Origin of the sequence: Pseudomonas sp. OA65 (assembly GCF_017498305.1) — a bacterium.
Taxonomy (GTDB): Bacteria; Pseudomonadota; Gammaproteobacteria; order Pseudomonadales; family Pseudomonadaceae; genus Aquipseudomonas; species Aquipseudomonas zanjanensis.
The window spans coordinates 254,044-271,277 of the sequence record NZ_JAGDEZ010000003.1; the positions used below are offsets into that span (position 1 = coordinate 254,044).

The window sequence follows — 17,234 nt, forward strand, 5'->3', positions numbered from 1 at the left end:
CGTCACGGTTGACGATCGGACTCGGTTAAACGCAGTCGAAGTTGTTTTTCAATCTCGATGATGGCGAACAGCGCAATGCCCACCCCGATGATCAGCAGGCCGTCGATGAAGGGGACGGCTTGGGTGGCAAACACGGCTTGCAGCGGTGGCGCGTAGGTGATGGCGAACTGGGCGACGGTCACCACCGCGACGGTCGCCCATACCACCTTGGTCCCGCGAATGGCTTTCCAGGTCAGCGACGTGCCGTATAGGTTGCGGATGAAGAACAGATGGAAAATCTCCATCACGACCAAGGTGTTCACTGCCAAGGTACGGGCCAGTTCCACGGGATAGCCCCGGTCCAGGGCATAGGAAAAAATGCCGTACACCCCGCAGAGAAAAAGCAGTGAGACAAGCACCATATGCCAGACCAGCGCGCCGTTTATCAGCGGCTCCTGCCTAGAGCGCGGCGGCCTGCGCATGGTGTTGTCTTCGGTCGGTTCGAACGCCAGCGCGATACCCAGGGTGATAGCGGTAATCAGGTTGATCCACAGGATCTGTATGGCCGTGACCGGCAACGTCAAGCCAAACAGCAGCGCAACGATGAGCGTCATCGTCTCGCCGGCGTTGGTTGGCAATGTCCAACTCAGCACCTTCTTGATGTTGTCATAGACCGTCCGTCCTTCACGCACCGCGGCCACGATCGAGGCGAAGTTATCATCCGCCAGTACCACGTCCGCCGCTTCCTTGGCGGCCTCGCTGCCTTTGCCACCCATGGCGATGCCGGCATCTGCGCGTTTGAGCGCGGGCGCGTCGTTGACGCCGTCGCCGGTCATTGCCACGGTCATGCCGTTCGATTGCAGCAGGGTCACCAACCTGAGTTTATGTTCAGGGCTGGTTCGAGCGAAGATGTTCACGCGTTTGAGCGACTCCTTGAGTGTCGCATCGTCCAGGGTGTCCAGGTCCGCGCCGGTCAACACTTCGTCCGGGTTATGCAGGCCGATCTGGCGCCCGATGGCAGAGGCGGTGCCGGCGTGGTCTCCGGTAATCATTTTCACTGCGATGCCTGCCGTCTGGCATTGCTTGATCGCCTGGATCGTCTCCGGGCGGGGAGGATCGATCATTCCGACCAGGCCAAGCAGGGTCAACGTGCCCTGCACGTCAGCAAACTCCAGGATGACGTGTTCGGGCGGGACTGACCTGACGGCGAGCGCCAGCACTCGCTGGCCTTTGCTGGCGATGAGATTGGCCTGCGCCTGCCAATAGTCTGCATCGAGCGGGGCGGTTGTACCGTCGTTGCCCCGCTGTAGCTTGCACATGGCCAGAACCTGCTCCGGCGCGCCTTTGACATAAATAGCGGCTTGCCGGTCATGGTTGTGGTGCAGCGTCGCCATGAAGCGGTGCTTGGCGTCAAACGGAATGGCATCGGTGCGGGCCCAGGTGCCTCGCGCTTCGTCGCCGTCGATGCCGGCCTTGGCACCCAACACCTGCAATGCGCCTTCCATGGGATCGCCTTCGACCTTCCAGGTCTCTTCGTGCTGCCTCAACCTAGCGTCATTGCACAGGCTGGCCGCACGTCCCAATTCGGCCAGTTCCGGGTGATGGGCGGTGTCGATCAATTGATCGGCAAGGTTCATCTTGCCCGAAGGCTGATACCCCGCACCGTCGACCGTAAAAGCCAAGTCACGGGTGATGACCGACACCACCATCATCTCGTTGCGTGTGAGTGTGCCGGTCTTGTCCGTGCAGATGACCGAAACCGAGCCCAGGGTTTCGATGGCCGGCAAGCGACGAACGATGGCGTTGCGCCGCGCCATCGCCCGGACGCCCACCGCCAGCGTAATGGTGAGTACCGCAGGCAGCCCTTCAGGGATGGCGGCGACCGCCATACCCACCACGACCATGAATATCTCGGCGAAGACGTAGTGCCCGACAAAATGGCCATAAACGAGTAACAGGCCAGCGATCAGCAAAATCAATAGGGTCAGCCAGCGTGCGAAGGCATCCATTTGCTGGATCAGCGGGGTTGTCAGTGGCTCCACGTCTGCCAGCAGGTTGCTGATCCGCCCGATTTCAGTGGATGTCGCGGTGGCGACGACCATCCCGGTGGCCTGTCCGCACGTCACGAGGGTGCCGCTGAAAGCCATGCACCCACGATCGCCCAAAGGCGCTTCGAGGCGTACCGCTTCGGTGTGTTTTTCCGCAGGGGCGGATTCACCGGTCAGGATGGCTTCCTGCACCTGGAGACGGTTGGCATGCAGCAGGCGCAAATCCGCAGGAACCTTGTCGCCGGCCTCCAGCAAAACGATGTCGCCCGGTACCAGTTCTTCGCCGGCGATGCCCAAGCGTTCGCCGGCACGAATCACCGTTGCCCGGGGAGCCAGCATTTCGCGGATGGCGTCCATGGCTTTCTCGGCCTTGCCTTCCTGGACATAACCAATGATGGCGTTGGCAACCACCACGGCGAGAATGACCGCCGTATCCCACACGTGTTGCAGAATCGCGGTGATCACAGCCGACCCGAGCAGTACATAGATCAGGATGTTGTGGAATTGCAGGAGGAATCGCCGCCAAGCCGGCCTTCGGGAAGATTCCGGCAGGCGATTGAAGCCGCTACGGGCAAGTCGGGCCTGGACTTGTGCAGCGTCCAGCCCGGCTTGCTCGGTGACACCCAGCCGTTCGAGTACCTGCTCGGCGGACAGCGTGTGCCAGGCCTCCACGTCCGTGGCGATGAGCGGTTGCTGCGCTGGCGTCTCGATCGGTCGGTTCATCAGCCGGGTTCCTGGAACGCTGAGCGGTTCTAAAGGCCATCGGCGATGGCCTTTAGGCCTCAGTCAAACTGCTGCGGTGCAATCACCCACAAGCTGCACGGCATCTTGTACAGCAGGCTTTCCACGGTGCTGCCGATCAGCTTGTCCAGACCGCCGTAGTGCACGCGGCCCATGACGATGACATCGATGTCATGGGCCCCGGCGTAGCTGGCGAGTACCTTGGCAGGGTCGCCCATGATCATGCGTCGTTGTTCCGGGGCGATGCCGTTGCGTTCGGCCAGGGCGTCGAATGCTGCACCCTGGGACTCATAGAGCTGCCGAGCCAGGGTCGAAGAGAAGAATGTCGAGCCGTTGCCAAAGCCGTATTCGGCCGCGGTGATGGAGGACAGGTCGTAGGCGTAGATGACTTCCAGCTCCGCATCGCAACGGGTCGCCAGCTTGTTGGCTTCGGTCAGGATCCGGTCGTTGAGCCCTTTGTAGCGCCCGTCGCGGTGGAAGGGGTCTATAGCGGCCAGGATTTTGCGCGGGCGCGCATGGGCCACTTTGTTGACGAAGTGCAACGGTACCTCGCATTCGCGCAGCAGGTGCACGTCCAGCGGCGTGAACATCAGGCGCGAGATCCAGGATTCAGGATCCACTGTCTTGATCAGCGCGGCCATCGGCGTTTCCCTGAGGTGAATCAGGATTTCCTGCAAGGGGCGCTCGACCCAGGTCACTTCGGTGGTGACTTCGATGCCGAGCTTGCGCAAGGGCCTGGCTTGTTCTTCCAGCCAATTCCGATGACGTTCGATGTAGCCCTGGCGCATCTGTTCCAACGCCTGCTCGTTGACCATCCCGGCCGTGGCCAGGCCTTCGAGGTAATCAAAGGCGACGATGTGCAGTGCGGCGCCTTCGGCCTTGGCGAGTGCGGCGGCTCGATCGAACGCCGGGCTGTGTTCCATCAGTGGCGAAGCGACCAGCATCAAGCGTGATTGCGTAGACATGACAAACCTCCTGGGCCAGAACCCGTTGGCGCCGGGCGAGTTTCGCGCGGGCTGTGTTGGTATCGATCATGAGCGCGGTCAGGCTTGGTGACTTGATTTGCATCAAACACACTTCAAAGCGCTGCGCGAACGATGATGGTGCCCCAGCGCAATGTTTGATCCCGATCAACCTCTCCAGCGCGACGGGCGCGCAGGCTAGGGCTTGATCCTGGAATTCAGGCCCACCCGTCATGGGAGGTTGGTCATGATTATTCGAATTGAAGAGCGGCAGCCAGGGGCATCTTGGATGGTGCGTTTGGACGCGTTGTGTGTGGGTTTCAAAAGCCTTGAGCAAGCGCAGGCGTTCACCAGAACGCTGCAGGCGCGCATCGACGCCCCTCATGTCTGGCCGCAGGGTGCGTTTTTTCGACCGGGCATTGGGCGGGATGTGCCAGCGACATCGCCACGCATGTCCGCTCAAATGTCATAGTCCATGGCCATGGTCGAAACCCTGGGTTTTGCCAACGCCGGCGCGGCGCTGGGAATCGGCCTGCTGGTGGGACTCGAGCGAGAGCGGCGCAAAGGCGAGGGCAATAGACGTGACTTCGCCGGCCTGCGTACCTTCGCGATCACATCATTGCTCGGGTATCTGGCATTCCAGGTGGGCGGCGCACTCTTTCTGGGGTTCGTGGCATTGGCGTTGGGCGCGTTAGTGACTGCGGCCTACTGGCGCAACCTCGACAACGATCCGGGCATTACCAGCGAGGTGGCGTTATTTACGGTCTTGGCGCTAGGCGCGCTGTGCGTCAGGGCGCCGGCCCTGGCAATCGCGATAGGTGTGGTGGTCGCGGGGCTGTTGGCCAGCCGCCAGGCCTTGCATCACTTCGCTCGCAACCAGTTGACGGCTGGGGAGATGCGCGATGGCTTGGTGTTATTGATCGCAGCCTTGGTGGTGCTGCCGCTTGCACCGGATCGATTCCTTGGGCCCTATGATGCAATCAACCCGCGCAACCTGTGCATTCTGACCGTCATGCTGATGGGGGTGGGCGCGCTGGGGCGTGTCGCAGTGCGTACCCTGGGTACCCGCTATGGCTATGCCGTCAGCGCGATCGCCTCGGGATTCGCCTCCGCCACGGCGACGGTTGCTGCCATGGGCAGCGTTGCAAAGAAGGATCCGCTCAATCTCAAGCTGCTAAGCGCCGCCGCGGTGTTATCCAATCTGGCGACGGTGGCGCAAATGGCACTGATCCTCGCGGCCGTCGAGCCGGCGCTATTGCGTTGGATGTGGGCGGCATTGCTGTGCGGATTGCTGACGGTCTTGGCCTATGCGGGCGTGTTGATGTATCCCCGACCCCGGGCGCGCGCCGAGGAGGGGATCGCGCACGGTGGGGCCTTCAGCTTGAAACTGGCGTTGATGGTCGTCGTGGCAATGACCGTGATCACGGTTGTGTCATCGGCGATGCTCGCCGAGTTCGGGCAGGCTGGGGTGACGGTCACGGCGATTTTCAGCGGCTTGGTTGACGCCCACGCCTCGACCGCGTCCATCGCCTCCCTGGCGAAGGGCGGGTTATTGCCCTTCGATGGCATCGCCGTGCCCGTCCTGATGGCCTTCACCAGCAACTCCCTGAGCAAATGCGTGGTGGCCTGGGTCAGCGGCGGACGCCGGTTCGCCGGCCTCGTCATTCCCGGCCAGGTACTGATGACGCTGGCGATGTGGGGCGGGCTGATGCTCCCGAGTCTGTGAGACTGGATGAGGTAGTTTGATGGAGATCAAGTCCTGCGCTTGCCCATGGATTCATTTTGCGATCCTCCGGTAACCACCTGCGCGGGGGCCATGGACTGTGGCATCCGCGCAATGTCCTGGCTAGAGATAAAGACGGTGGATGACCTGCCGAGTGTCGTCGGGGTCGGTACGGGTCTCAAACCCCAGGCTGTGGGCCAGATCCCGCATGGCGGCGTTGCTGGCGGCATCGACGGAGTACATCTGCCGGTAGCCGTTTTTACGTGCCGCATCGATCAGATGTTCCATCAACAACGTCCCCAGGCCCAGGTGCTGCCACTGATCGGCGACGGTCACTGCGCACTCGCATTCGTGTTCGGACGTGGCGCAGTAGCGACTGATACCGATCTCGATCAACTGACCATTGTCGTGGACCAGGGCGATATAGGCCAGGCGCGTCTTGCAGTCGACATCCATCAACTGATCGAGCATGACCGCTCCGGGTTCATTGATTTGCGACAGAAAGCGCATGTGCCGCGACTCGGGAGACAGGCGCTTGATGAAGTCATATTCGCGCTGGCGATCCTCCTCCCGCAGCGGTCGGATCAGTACATGCCGGCCGTCTTTCAGCGCCTGGATCCAGTGCTTGCCGCTGATGCTGGCATACAACGCGGCGGCGCGTTCGTTGTGGTCTTTGACTGTGATCATGGGTCGATCCTCCATTCGGGTATAGGCATGCGGTGCGCTAAAAAGCTTCGCGTTCCAGGTTGTTCTACGCCCGTGGTGGCCATCGATTCTGATCTGGATCAGCCCTGGCGCACCCAATCATCAAATGCGTTGCATTGATTCAGATCAAACCGGATGGGCAGTGGATGGGCGCACGCTGCAAACAGTACCGAAGCGGGGCCGTTGCCTGGCACCGACCGTGAAAAGAACCACTCGATGGAGGTGTGCGATGGGGCAGTACCAACGTTTGCTATTGATCGTCGAACCCGACTTGCACCCCTCCGCAGCGATGCGCAGGGCCTGCGCCCTGGCCCGGGTGAGCGGTGCCGCGCTGCATCTATGCGTATTCGTCCAGCCACCGGCACGCACCCACCTGTGGGGTGAGAAAACAGACGAAACGGACGTGCAGCGGCATTTGCATCGCTATCGTCGGTGGATGGCGGAGGAGGCGGCGCTGCTCAAGGAGGAGGGGTTGAATGTAGAAACGCATGTCGTCTGGACCACTCATCCGCTGCTCGACATCCTTCGTTACGTCGAACAGTTCCAACCCGACCTGCTGATCAAGGACGTCACGCTCGAACCCCTGCTCAAGCGCGTGTTTGCAACGCCGCTCGATTGTCATCTGCTACGGGAATGTCCGGTGCCGGTGCACTTGGTCAACCAGGCGGTGCACGGCCTGCCGCGTCGGGTGGTGGCCGCAGTGGACCCTTCCGATCCCCAGGCCAATGCCTTGAATGAGTGCATTGTCCAAACCGCCGCCACGTTGGCCCGACAGTGCGGTGCCGCTTTGCATCTGCTCTATGCCTGCGACCTCTCGGCGGCTTTCAACGGCGAGGCATCGCTATTGGCGGGGGCTTGGGACGACGACTTTGCCGATGCCCTGCGTGAATCATTGCACATGGCATTCATCAACCTGGCCGAGCGTTGCGATGTGCCGGCCGAACGCAGGCATTTCGTCATTGGCCTGCCGGTCCCGGTGATCCATGAATTCATCGATGAGTTCGAGGTTGATGCGGTGGTGATGGGTACCGCCCATCGTGTCGGTCTGGAGCGGTTGATCGGGAGTACGACGGAGCGGGCCTTGTATTCGGTACCGGGCAGCCTGTTGGCGGTCAGGGGATGAGCACTGTGGCGCCGTTGACCATCGCAGTGTTGCGGGTTCTGATGTAAATCAAGTCGTACGGGTTGCGGTGTTCCAGAATCAAGCATGGCCGATGGCAGCCACTACTTATCACGGCTTCAGCGCTGCACCGCGGCGGCCGAGCCGGCCCCTGGAGAACATCATGAGCCAGTACCAACGCCTGTTATTGATCCTCAACCCGGCACAACGTCATTCGCCCGCTCTGCATCATGCCGCCGCCCTGGCGGCTGCCAGCGAGGCGCATCTGCATGTCACGGCATTGATCCCCTCGCTGGACATTCTGTCGCTGCTTGAGGAAGAGCCGCGTGAAGAAGCGCGGCAGAACTATTTCCAGGACCAGCGCGATTGGCTGGAGGAGGAGGCCGACAAGATGCGTCGCCGGGGCCTGCGAGTCACCACCGAAGTGGCATGGGTGGACAGCATGCGTGAGCAGATCCTGCAGCACGTCGCTCAGATCCAACCCGACTTGCTGATCAAGCAGGTCCAGCACGAGTCACTGCTCAAACGCGCATTTTTCACGCCGCTGGATTGGCAGCTGCTGCGCAAGTGCCCCGTTCCGTTGTACATGGTGGGGGCTACTGGCCACGCCTTGCCGCGCAAAGTGGTCGCGGCTGTGGACCCTTCGAGCGCGTTTGCACAGAACAGCGGGCTCAACGACCGGATTATCAGCCAGGCGCTTGGACTGGCGCTGCAGTGCGACGCGGAGTTGCACCTGGTTCACGCCTTTGAAGTGCCGTCGCTTTACCTGGGCGATGCGGGAGGCGGCGGCTTTTCGCTGTCGCAGCTCAGCAGGGAACTGCGCAGGGCTCAGGAACAATCCTTCGTGCAATTGGCGAACCTGTTCGGCGTGCCGGCCGAGCGCAGGCAATTTCTACTGGGACATCCCGTCTCGGCGCTCAGTGAGTTTGCCCTCGAGCAGGACGTGGATGTGGTCGTCATGGGCCGTTCCCAACACAGTGATCCGTTTGGGCTGTTGGGCAGCACGACAGAGCACCTTCTGTATCAGGTGCAGTGCAGCATCCTGGCGGTCTGAAGCAATGGGGCCTGGCGGCGATGCGAGTGACGGGCATTACAGTCCACCCGGGCAAACGAAGTGGCTTGGGGGGATTGAAGGTGATCAGAGGTCATGCAGCGCAGGCACTACAGCTCGGCATGACGATGGCAACCGGCGACTTTCTGCTTGAGGCCGGGCAAATCCAGGATCGTGACGTTGCGTCCATGCAGATCCACCAGTTCCTCCTGGCGCAGGTGGGCGATGCACCGACAGATGGTTTCCAGGCGCAGGCCCAGGTAGGAGCCGATGGCTTCGCGGCTCATGCGCAGGACAAATTCCCGGGAGGAATAGCCGCGCATGTTGAGCCGTTGCGACAGGTTCAACAGGAATGCCGCCAGGCGCTCGTCGGCGTTCATGTTGCCAAGCATCAACAGCATGCCGTGGTCGCGCACGATTTCCTGGCTCAGGAGCTTGTTCAGGTTGTGTTGCAACGACGGTAAGTCGTGGGCGAGTTTTTCCAGGAGGTTGAAATGCAGCGGGCAGACTTCGCTGTCCTCGAGCGCGATGGCGTTACAGGCATAGTGATCGGTGCTGATAGCGTCGAGGCCGAGCATTTCACCTTGCATCTGGAAACCGGTGACTTGTTCGCGGCCGTCTATAGAAAGAACACTGGTCTTGAAGAAACCCAATCTCACGGCATACAACGAGCGAAGTGGTTCTCCGGTGCGATACAGGGCCGCTCCTTTCTTGACCTTCACCCGCTGGGCGATGAGGGTGTCGAGGCGTTCGACTTCACCGCCCGTCAGGCCGATGGGCAGGCACAGCTCAAGCACGCTGCAGTTCGAGCAAGCGGTCTTGAGGGCATGTACCTGCAGAACGCGTGGTTCAGACTCGGCCATGGAGATATTCCTTCAGTTGAAGCAAGCATAGAAGAACAATTCCGCCATGCCTGTTTCTTTGTTGCCTAAAGCAATACCGGTTGTCGATAGGGGGAGATGGCTCGCAAACCGCTCCTATCCGGCTTTATCTGGCACGCGGCGTTTCGCTGCCTGTTACCGTTTGACCTTGAACCTGCCCAGCTCCCGCTGCATGAGCGCGGCCCGTTCCGAGAGATCCTTGGCCGCCACCGCACACTCCATCGAGTTGGACTGGTTCTTCTGTGTCACTTCATCAATTTGCTCAAGCCCAATGCTTGCTTGCTGCAATCCGGAGGCCTGTTCGCTGGAGGCCTGGTAAATCAGCGACACCAGGCTGGAAACCGCGCCGGTTCCATTGACGATATTCTTCAACGATTCGGCAGTACGGCTAGCGATGACCATGCCGCGTTGCGTCTTGCTTGAAGAATCGGCAATCAGCGCGGCCGTTTGCTGGGCGGCCTCGGCGCTGCGCGCTGCCAGGCTGCGGACTTCGTCGGCCACGACGGCAAAACCCCGTCCCAGTTCACCGGCCCGGGCAGCCTCGATGGCGGCGTTCAAGGCCAGCAAGTTGGTTTGCGCGGCGATGTTGTCGATGGTCGTGATGATCGCCGTGATGTCTTTGCCCGAGTCGTCAATCTCGGCCATGGCGGCGATCAATTCCCCCATCAATTGATCGCTTTCTCCGGCGTCGGCCCGTGATGCCTGGGATTGCTCATCCGCTTTCTTGGCATTGGCGGCGTTGTCCCGGGTTTGAGCGGCCATCTGGGTCATGACTGCGCTGATTTCGGTGATGGACGATGCGGAGTTCGCCGCGCCCTCGGACAACGACTGGCTCAGATCGGTGACCTGTCCTGAACTGCCGGTGATCTGGGTCGCGCTGGACTGAACCTGTGAGATCAATTGATTGAGGTTGCTGACCATCTTCTCCAGCGATTTTCCCAGGGTATCGTGAGGCGAGGACAAACGAACCTCCAGGTCCAGGTCGCCTTCGGATATGCGCTCGGCGACCCGCACTTGTCTTTGCAGGCTTTCGGACATGTCGTTCAACGCTGCGGACAACTGCCCGACCTCATCTTCGGTTTTCTGCACCAGGCGTCGCGAGAAGTCCCCGAGGCTGATGTTGGCCGCCAAGGCAGCGGCTTCGCGGATGGGGCCGACGATTTTCGCAGCGGCAAACCACAAGGCGACCAAGGCCAGCAGTGAGATCCCCAAGCCGACAGAGACCTGCCAGATGCTGTTGTTGATACTGCGCGCCTGCAGCTCTTGCTCCAAGGCAATGGCCTGACTCATGACCACCGCCTTGGGCAGGCGGATCAGTACCGCCCACGGTTTCCCGGTGCGGCCCAGTTCAATGGGCATCAACACTTCGATCTGTTGGGTTTGCGCGTTCAGCAGGCCATTCCCGCGGCCGCTCTGGATGGCGCTCAATACTGTTTCCCAAGACTCAGGCAACAACGCCTTGATGGGTTGGCCAATCAAGTCGGTGCGCTGACTGTCTGCCACCACCAGACCCTGGTTACTGAGGATCGATACCGAACCTTTGCCGCCATAAAGCTCAGCGGACATTTGCTCGCTGAGTTTCTGGATAAAGGCGATGTCGAAGTCGGCCCCGACCACGCCGTAGAATTTGCCGTTTGACATGATCGGCACCGACAGGGTGGTCAGCCAGACATTTTTTCCCTGGACCACGTAGGGAATGGGGTCCAGTACGCTTTCTTTCAAAGTGTCGCGGGGACCGCTGTACCAACCCCCTTTAGGCACGCCGTTGGGATGGCGGTCCGGCGAGTCATATTCCACCAGCGGCTGTACCGCGATGTGCCCGCCTGCGCTGCGCGTCCAATAAGGTGTAAACCGGCCGGTGGACGGATTGCTCCCATCCTGGGCCGCGCGAAACGCCAGGTCCTGCCCATCCAGTGCATTCGGTTCCCAGCAGGAATAGGTACCGTTGAAGTCAGGGTTATCCTTGAGGACCCCGAGCAGTACGGTATTGATCTGCTCTCGGCCCATCACCAGAGGGCTTTGCGAGGCTTTGCTCGCGGCAAACGCGTTGGCCATGGTGCGCGCCGCATCCAGGGCATTCTGCAATTTGGCCTGGATGGCGTTGGCGCGGGATTCAGCCAGGTTCTGGATCTCCCGAATGGTCGAGCGCTCGACCAAGGCCGAGACCTCGGCCGCGACGTATTGCTCGTTGGACCTGGCGGAGAATAGCCCGTAGAGCACCAGGCTCAGTGATGAAACAAACAGGCAGATGCCCGCCGTCATGCAGATTCTGATTTGCAGCGATTTAAGTTTCATAAAGCCTCCCAGCCCAATCGTTGGGCGTGCCGAGATCACGGCAACGACCCTTATCTTTTGCACGGTCCGGCCAATAACGTTGGGTTGGTTCGCACCCGACATGTCCAGGTAGATGGCTCAGCTGGCGCATGTAGCGACGTTACTTCTTGGCTCTGGCGGGAGGTCCTTTCCACAGTCTTTTGATGTTGATTCGAGCGTGCAGGAGCGACCCGGTGAATGTCGGGGCCTCTCATGAACAGGTGGATCAGGCACGTTGGGCGGGATTATTGATGGCACAAAGGCATCAATAAATTGTACTTTGGTATCTTTTTTGTACAGGTTCTAGCGGCGTTGGCCGCTGCCGCTGTAGGCCGAGGCAGGAAGAAGGGTTCTGCCCGAACTCAGCCCATTTGCGTTATCGCTCGGCGAAACCGAAGGAGCGCAGCGACGAAAAACAGTGCACCGATAGACGCGATCGCCAAGAATTGCGGCCAGACAATTGCCAAGCCCGCGCCGCGATACAGAATGCCCTGGGCGAAGCTGACAAAGTGCGTCGTAGGAGCGGCCAGCATCAGGTTTTGCACCAGCTCCGGCATGCTTTCACGAGGGGTCGCCCCTCCGGAAAGCAACTGCAGTGGAATCAGGATCAGGATGCTCAGCAGTCCGAGTTGCGGCATGGAGCGCGCCACCGTGCCCAAGTAGATGCCGATGGAGGTGGTCGCGAACAGATGCAACGCGGTTCCCAACAGGAACAACCCGATCGAGCCGTTGATGGGTACCGCCAGCCAGCCTCGAACGACCACCCACACGGCGAAGGCGGTGGCCACCAGCACCACCAGACCCATGGACCAGACCTTGGCGGTCATGATTTCAAACGCGCGCAGCGGCATCACCAGCAGGTGTTCAAGGGTGCCGTGCTCGCGTTCTCGAATCAGTGCGGCACCCGTGAGGATGATCGACACCATGGTGACGTAATCGATCAGCTGCATCACGGAGGTGAACCAGGCCTGGGTCAGGTTCGGATTGAACTGCATGCGCATGGCCAAGGCCACCGGGGGGCGCGGTGTGGCGCGCACGCCACGGACAAAGTTGGCCACTTCAGTGGCAACGATGGTCTGGATATAACCTGCGCCGGAAAAAGCCTGGCCAATCTGGGTGGCGTCGACGTTGAGCTGCAGGCTGGGGCGTTTTCCAGCGAGCACATCGCGCTGAAAGTCCGGGGCAATGTTGAGGGCGAAGGTGTAGCGACCGCTGTCCATACCCGCATCGACTTGTTGACCGGTGATGTCCGCGGCAGGCAGGAAGTAGGGCGGTTGAAACGCTGCGTTCAATCGTTCGGACAGCTGCGAGTGGTCCTCGTCGACGATGGCCAGGGGGGCATGGTGCAGCGCCTCGGGAATGCCCGAGGCTGCGCTGTAGATGCCAAACGAAAACGCCCAGACGATCAGGATCAGCATCGCTCGGTCGTGGTACAGGCTGCGAAATTCCTTGATGCCCAGGCGCAGGATGTTCATCAGGCTGTGCATGGCTAACGCTCCTGTTTGCGCAGGCAAAGCACGCTCAGGCCAATCAGGATCGGTACCGTCACCAGCAGTTGCAAGAAATAGGGTGCCAGCGCCTGCAAATCCAAGGCCTTGGAGAAGATCCCTCGGCTGATGGTGAGAAATTGCGCGGTCGGGTAGACCTTGCCGACCATCGCGCCGAAGCCCTCCAGCGAGGACACCGGGTTGATCAATCCGGAAAATTGAATGGCCGGCAACAGGGTCGCAATGGCGGTGCCGAACACGGCCGCAATCTGGCTGTTCATGAACGTCGACATCCACAAGCCCAACCCCGTGGAAGTGCCGATGTACAGCAACGCGCCCAGGCTCAGCACCCAAAGGCTACCTTTGAGTGGCACGGCGAACACCCAGACGGCCAAGGCACACATCAACAAAAAGTTGAACATGCCCATGGCCACGTAGGGCAGCTGTTTTCCCAGCAGGAATTCCAGGCGTGTCACCGGCGTGACATAGAGATTGATGATCGAGCCCATCTCTTTTTCCCGTACGACACCCAATGCGGTGAGCATCGCCGGGATCATCATCAGCAGCAGCGGAATGATCGCCGGAACCATGGCCTGCAAGCTTTCCACATCCGGGTTGTAGCGGTAACGCACTTCTACGTTGGCAAGGGTCGTCCCGCTGTACCCAAGTTCTGCCAGGTAGCCGTTGTGCAGGCCGTTCACGTAGCCCTCTATCGTGCGTGCTCGCATGGGCATTGCACCGTCCACCCACGCGGCCACGGTTGGCTGGGCACCCCGTTTGAGGTCGCGCCCGAAGCCTGGCGGGATTTCCAGCGCCAGGGTGATCGCCCCGCTTTGCAGGCGAGTCTCCAGGTCGGTGTAACCCTGCAGCTCAGGCTGCTCGATAAAATAGCGCGAACCGGAAAAGCTGCGCACATAGGCTTGGCTGGTGGTGGTCTGGTCGCGGTCCAGCACCGCGAATGACAGGTCTTCAACGTCCAGGCTGATGCCGTAGCCCATGATGAACATCAGCAATACCGTGCCCAGGGCCGCAAGCGTCAGGCGGATCGGGTCACGGCGAATCTCCATGGCCTCGCGCCGGGCGTAGCTGAACATTCGCAGGCTACTGAACCCATTGCGACGAGTCTTTGAGAACGCAACGTGGGGAGCTTCGAGGGGCAGCGGTTGCGTGCTCGGCTCCTCGCGCTGTATTGCTGCCGGTTCGTCGCTGGCGGCTTGTTCGAGGTAGGAAACAAAGGTTTGCTCCAAGCTGTTCAACCCGCGATCGATGACCAATTGCCCGGGCGCGCCGCTGACCAGTACCCGCCCGGCATGCATGAAGGAGATCCGGTCGCAGCGCTGCGCTTCGTTCATGAAATGCGTGGAAATGAAGATGGTCACGCCGTCATTGCGCGACAGGTCGAGCAAGTGTTGCCAGAAAGCGTCCCGGGCAATGGGGTCTACGCCAGAGGTTGGTTCGTCGAGAATCAGCACATCGGGTTTATGGATCAGCGCGACGGCGAGCGACAGGCGCTGACGGATACCCAGCGGCAGACGATCGGGCAGGGCGTCAAGGTCTTGCTTGAGACCAAAACGCTCGACGGCCTCGGCGACGCGGCTGTCAACTTCATTCGCAGGCACATGAAATAGCTGGGCATGCAGCACCAGGTTCTGCCGGACCGTCAACTCGGTGTAGAGGGAAAAGCCTTGGGACATGTACCCGACACGCTGCCGAGTCTTCAGGTCCTTCGGGTCGATCGGCTTGCCAAACAGCCAGGCCTGCCCCGAAGTGGCGGCAAGCAAACCGGTCAGCATTTTCATGGTGGTGGATTTGCCGCAGCCATTGGAGCCAAGGAAACCAAAGATCTCCCCGCGTTCGATGCGGAAACTGGCACTGTCCACGGCGGTGAACGCACCGAAGCGGCACGTCAGGTCCTTGGCCTCGATGGCAATCACCGCCTCGGCTGAGGATGGGACACGAGGTGTGATCACCAGCGGTTCGTGGCCACGCCGGCGGCTTTGCGGCAACAGGGCGATAAAGGCCGCTTCCAGGTTTTGACATTCGGTTCGCTGGCGGATCTGTGCAGGTGAACCACTGGCCAGGACCTTGCCCGCATCCATCATCAACAAATGGTCGAAGCGTTCAGCCTCTTCCATATAGGCCGTGGCCACCAAGACACTCATATGAGGTCGTCGTGCCCGCAACTCGGCGATCAACGCCCAGAACTGGTTCCGGGCCAGGGGGTCGACGCCAGTGGTGGGCTCGTCAAGGATCAGCAGGTCGGGATCGTGGATCAGCGCACAGCACAATCCCAGTTTCTGCTTCATTCCGCCTGACAGCTTACCGGCGGGGCGTCCGGCAAAGGGCGTCAGCCCAGTGCTGGCCAACAAGGCATCGATGCGTTGTCGGCGTTCTTGTCGGCCTTGCCCGAACAGGCGAGCAAAAAAATCCAGGTTCTCGAATACCGACAGTGTCGGGTAAAGGTTCTTGCCCAGGCCTTGGGGCATGTAGGCGATGCGCGGACACAGCGCTTGACGATGGCGGGTGTCGGTTATATCGCCGTCCAACACGGTCAGATGCCCTTGCTGCACCACCCGGGCGCCTGCGATCAACGCCAACAGGCTGGACTTGCCGACGCCATCCGGGCCGATCAACCCGACGATGCCGGTGGCAGGAATGTCCAGGGTGATGCTATCCAAGGCTAGGGTCTTGCCGTACCGCAGCCCCACGTTCTGCAGGCGTGCGACCCAAGTGCGTGCGCCCGTCATTGGGGCACCTTGATTTCGAGTTCGGCTGGCCATTGGGCTTGAGGATTGAGCCGAACATGGGCTACGCCCGGCACGCCGGTTTTCACCTGGCTGAGGTGCTTGCGCAGCAGCTCAGGGTCTATCCGCGCCTTGATCCGGAACATCAGCTTTTCCCGTTCGTTGGCCGTTTCAACCGTTTTGGGCGTGAACTGCGCGACGCTGGCCACGTAGCTGGCTTTGGCGGGAATCACGTATTGCGGGGCGGCATCGATGATCACCCGCACCTCGCTGCCAATGGCCACGCGACCGGCCTGGTCGGTGGGCAGGAAGAACGTCAGGTACACATCGCTCAGGTCCACCAGGTTCAGGACTTTGCCCCCGGCCGGGATCACCTCACCTTCTTCGGCGATGCGGTACTGCACGCGTCCATCCCGAGGCGCCTTGAGATCGGTGTCGGCCAAGTCGGCCTGCAAGCGTTGCTCGGTCGCCGCTGCCGCCTCGATGCTGGCCTGGGCTTCCTCCACTTGCGACTTGGCGGCTTCAATACCCGCCTGGGCCGTCAAAACCTGTGAGTTGGCAGCCGCCAGCGCCGCTTGGCCGCTGTCCAGCAGCGCGCGATCATCGTCCAGTTGTTGCCTGGCCAGGGCGTTGCGCCCCACCAGAATCTCGGTACGGGCAAAGCGTTTCTGCGTGGCAATCAGTTCGGCCTGGCGCTGGGCAACCACTGCCCGTGCGGTGATCTTTTCGCTTTCCCGTTGAGCCACGAGCGCTGTCGCCGTTAATTTCGCCGTACGGGCCCGCTGCAACTGGGCCTGGGCCTGGAGAATTTCGGCCCGCAACGCCTGGGTATCCATGCGCGCCAGCACTTGCCCTGCGCGGACCTGTTCGCCTTCAGCGACCAGAAGGGTATCGATGCGTCCGGCCAGCTTGCTCGCTACATCCACTTCGGTGGCTTCGATCCGCCCGTTACCGCTGGCGAAATCGGGATTTGCAGGGGCGGGTTTGAACACGTACCAGGCACCCAAAATGCCCAGGACAATCAAGCTCCCCAGCGCCCCTCGCTTAAGCCACTTCCCGGTTACGTCGTTCATCCCTGCCTCTCAAGTCTCAGCGAAGGTTTGCGCTGGGAGATGATAGGGCTGAAGTAGGAAGCCCTTTGTTGATCTGCGTTAAAGATCTGCCTTTAAAAGGAAAAATTCGGTAGCGGGGGGGGCGGTGACAACGCTTGACGCAGAGAGGTGGACTGCTGACTGCTTCCGCCGGTGCACGAACCGCACCCTGGCGGTTTGCCGCAGACACGGTCGGAGGATCATACGACCGTGTCTCCGGGCCTTGGAAGTCAACAATGTCGAGGCGTTCGTGGCGGCTGCGAGCAAGGCGCGGTCCAGCTTCACGCTTACGCCGCTCCGGCCAGTGCTTGAAGACTTCGTCGCAGCGGACCGGCTCCCAATCACCGTGCTCTACCCGTCGGCGCGGTAGCGCTCGCCCCGCTTCAGAA

The 17,234-nt window shown here is 60.9% G+C and carries 12 protein-coding genes; 4 read left to right on the plus strand and 8 right to left on the minus strand.

All coding sequences use genetic code 11. From position 1 onward, the window contains the following. Window positions 1-2 precede the first annotated feature (2 nt). Both J3361_RS04115 and J3361_RS04120 read right to left on the minus strand, forming a co-directional pair. Window positions 3-2,750 (minus strand): cation-transporting P-type ATPase, encoded by a 2,748-nt coding sequence (locus tag J3361_RS04115; protein WP_207962682.1) that lies wholly within the window; start codon window positions 2,748-2,750, stop codon window positions 3-5. A gap of 59 nt (window positions 2,751-2,809) precedes the next feature. Beyond that, the gene (locus tag J3361_RS04120; RefSeq protein WP_207962684.1) at window positions 2,810-3,733 is read right to left on the minus strand and encodes a universal stress protein; all 924 of its coding nucleotides are present in this window, start codon (window positions 3,731-3,733) and stop codon (window positions 2,810-2,812) included. A gap of 244 nt (window positions 3,734-3,977) precedes the next feature. Here J3361_RS04120 and J3361_RS04125 point away from each other — a divergent pair, with 244 nt between their 5' ends. Beyond that, window positions 3,978-4,202, plus strand: coding sequence for a hypothetical protein (locus J3361_RS04125; protein ID WP_207962686.1), 225 nt, complete (start codon window positions 3,978-3,980; stop codon window positions 4,200-4,202). A gap of 9 nt (window positions 4,203-4,211) precedes the next feature. After that, entirely contained in the window at window positions 4,212-5,456 is a 1,245-nt protein-coding gene (locus J3361_RS04130) for a DUF4010 domain-containing protein (RefSeq protein WP_207962792.1), read from the plus strand. A gap of 120 nt (window positions 5,457-5,576) precedes the next feature. Here the strand turns inward: J3361_RS04130 and J3361_RS04135 are convergent, their stop codons facing one another. Next, window positions 5,577-6,140: a GNAT family N-acetyltransferase gene (locus J3361_RS04135; protein WP_207962694.1), complete on the minus strand. Its 564-nt coding sequence runs from the start codon at window positions 6,138-6,140 to the stop codon at window positions 5,577-5,579. A 247-nt stretch (window positions 6,141-6,387) separates the two neighbouring features. On the opposite strand from J3361_RS04135, the gene J3361_RS04140 reads away from it, so the two are divergent. Together J3361_RS04140 and J3361_RS04145 are read left to right on the plus strand one after the other, a co-directional pair. After that, entirely contained in the window at window positions 6,388-7,281 is an 894-nt protein-coding gene (locus J3361_RS04140) for a universal stress protein (protein ID WP_207962696.1), read from the plus strand. A gap of 160 nt (window positions 7,282-7,441) precedes the next feature. Next, complete coding sequence (locus J3361_RS04145) at window positions 7,442-8,332, plus strand: universal stress protein (protein WP_207962699.1); 891 nt, start codon at window positions 7,442-7,444, stop codon at window positions 8,330-8,332. Window positions 8,333-8,439: 107 nt separating this feature from the next. On the opposite strand, the gene fnr is transcribed toward J3361_RS04145, so the two are convergent. The 5 genes from fnr to J3361_RS04170 all read right to left on the minus strand — a co-directional run bounded on the left by fnr (window position 8,440) and on the right by J3361_RS04170 (window position 16,827). Next, window positions 8,440-9,192 (minus strand): fumarate/nitrate reduction transcriptional regulator Fnr, encoded by a 753-nt coding sequence (gene fnr, locus J3361_RS04150; RefSeq protein ID WP_207962704.1) that lies wholly within the window; start codon window positions 9,190-9,192, stop codon window positions 8,440-8,442. Window positions 9,193-9,345: 153 nt separating this feature from the next. Next, window positions 9,346-11,505: a methyl-accepting chemotaxis protein gene (locus J3361_RS04155; RefSeq protein WP_207962705.1), complete on the minus strand. Its 2,160-nt coding sequence runs from the start codon at window positions 11,503-11,505 to the stop codon at window positions 9,346-9,348. A 380-nt stretch (window positions 11,506-11,885) separates the two neighbouring features. After that, window positions 11,886-13,010 carry an ABC transporter permease gene (locus tag J3361_RS04160; protein ID WP_207962706.1) on the minus strand — a complete coding sequence of 375 codons (1,125 nt, stop codon included), beginning with the start codon at window positions 13,008-13,010 and terminating at the stop codon, window positions 11,886-11,888. A 2-nt stretch (window positions 13,011-13,012) separates the two neighbouring features. Further along, a complete protein-coding gene (gene rbbA / locus J3361_RS04165) occupies window positions 13,013-15,757 on the minus strand; it encodes a ribosome-associated ATPase/putative transporter RbbA (protein ID WP_207962707.1) in 2,745 nt (914 codons plus the stop codon). Further along, window positions 15,754-16,827, minus strand: coding sequence for an HlyD family efflux transporter periplasmic adaptor subunit (locus J3361_RS04170; RefSeq protein WP_207962709.1), 1,074 nt, complete (start codon window positions 16,825-16,827; stop codon window positions 15,754-15,756). The genes rbbA and J3361_RS04170 overlap by 4 nt, the downstream gene beginning before the upstream one ends. Between the last annotated feature and the right edge of the window lie 407 nt (window positions 16,828-17,234).

Excerpts from the sequence above, each read along its gene's own strand:
- J3361_RS04170 (WP_207962709.1), bottom strand. The coding sequence starts at position 16,827 with ATGAACGACGTAACCGGGAAGTGGCTTAAGCGAGGGGCGCTGGGGAGC.
- J3361_RS04140 (WP_207962696.1), top strand. The coding sequence starts at position 6,388 with ATGGGGCAGTACCAACGTTTGCTATTGATCGTCGAACCCGACTTGCAC.
- J3361_RS04155 (WP_207962705.1), bottom strand. The coding sequence starts at position 11,505 with ATGAAACTTAAATCGCTGCAAATCAGAATCTGCATGACGGCGGGCATC.
- J3361_RS04160 (WP_207962706.1), bottom strand. The coding sequence starts at position 13,010 with ATGCACAGCCTGATGAACATCCTGCGCCTGGGCATCAAGGAATTTCGC.
- J3361_RS04130 (WP_207962792.1), top strand. The coding sequence starts at position 4,212 with ATGGTCGAAACCCTGGGTTTTGCCAACGCCGGCGCGGCGCTGGGAATC.
- fnr (WP_207962704.1), bottom strand. The coding sequence starts at position 9,192 with ATGGCCGAGTCTGAACCACGCGTTCTGCAGGTACATGCCCTCAAGACC.
- J3361_RS04125 (WP_207962686.1), top strand. The coding sequence starts at position 3,978 with ATGATTATTCGAATTGAAGAGCGGCAGCCAGGGGCATCTTGGATGGTG.
- J3361_RS04135 (WP_207962694.1), bottom strand. The coding sequence starts at position 6,140 with ATGATCACAGTCAAAGACCACAACGAACGCGCCGCCGCGTTGTATGCC.
- J3361_RS04120 (WP_207962684.1), bottom strand. The coding sequence starts at position 3,733 with ATGTCTACGCAATCACGCTTGATGCTGGTCGCTTCGCCACTGATGGAA.
- rbbA (WP_207962707.1), bottom strand. The coding sequence starts at position 15,757 with ATGACGGGCGCACGCACTTGGGTCGCACGCCTGCAGAACGTGGGGCTG.
- J3361_RS04115 (WP_207962682.1), bottom strand. The coding sequence starts at position 2,750 with ATGAACCGACCGATCGAGACGCCAGCGCAGCAACCGCTCATCGCCACG.
- J3361_RS04145 (WP_207962699.1), top strand. The coding sequence starts at position 7,442 with ATGAGCCAGTACCAACGCCTGTTATTGATCCTCAACCCGGCACAACGT.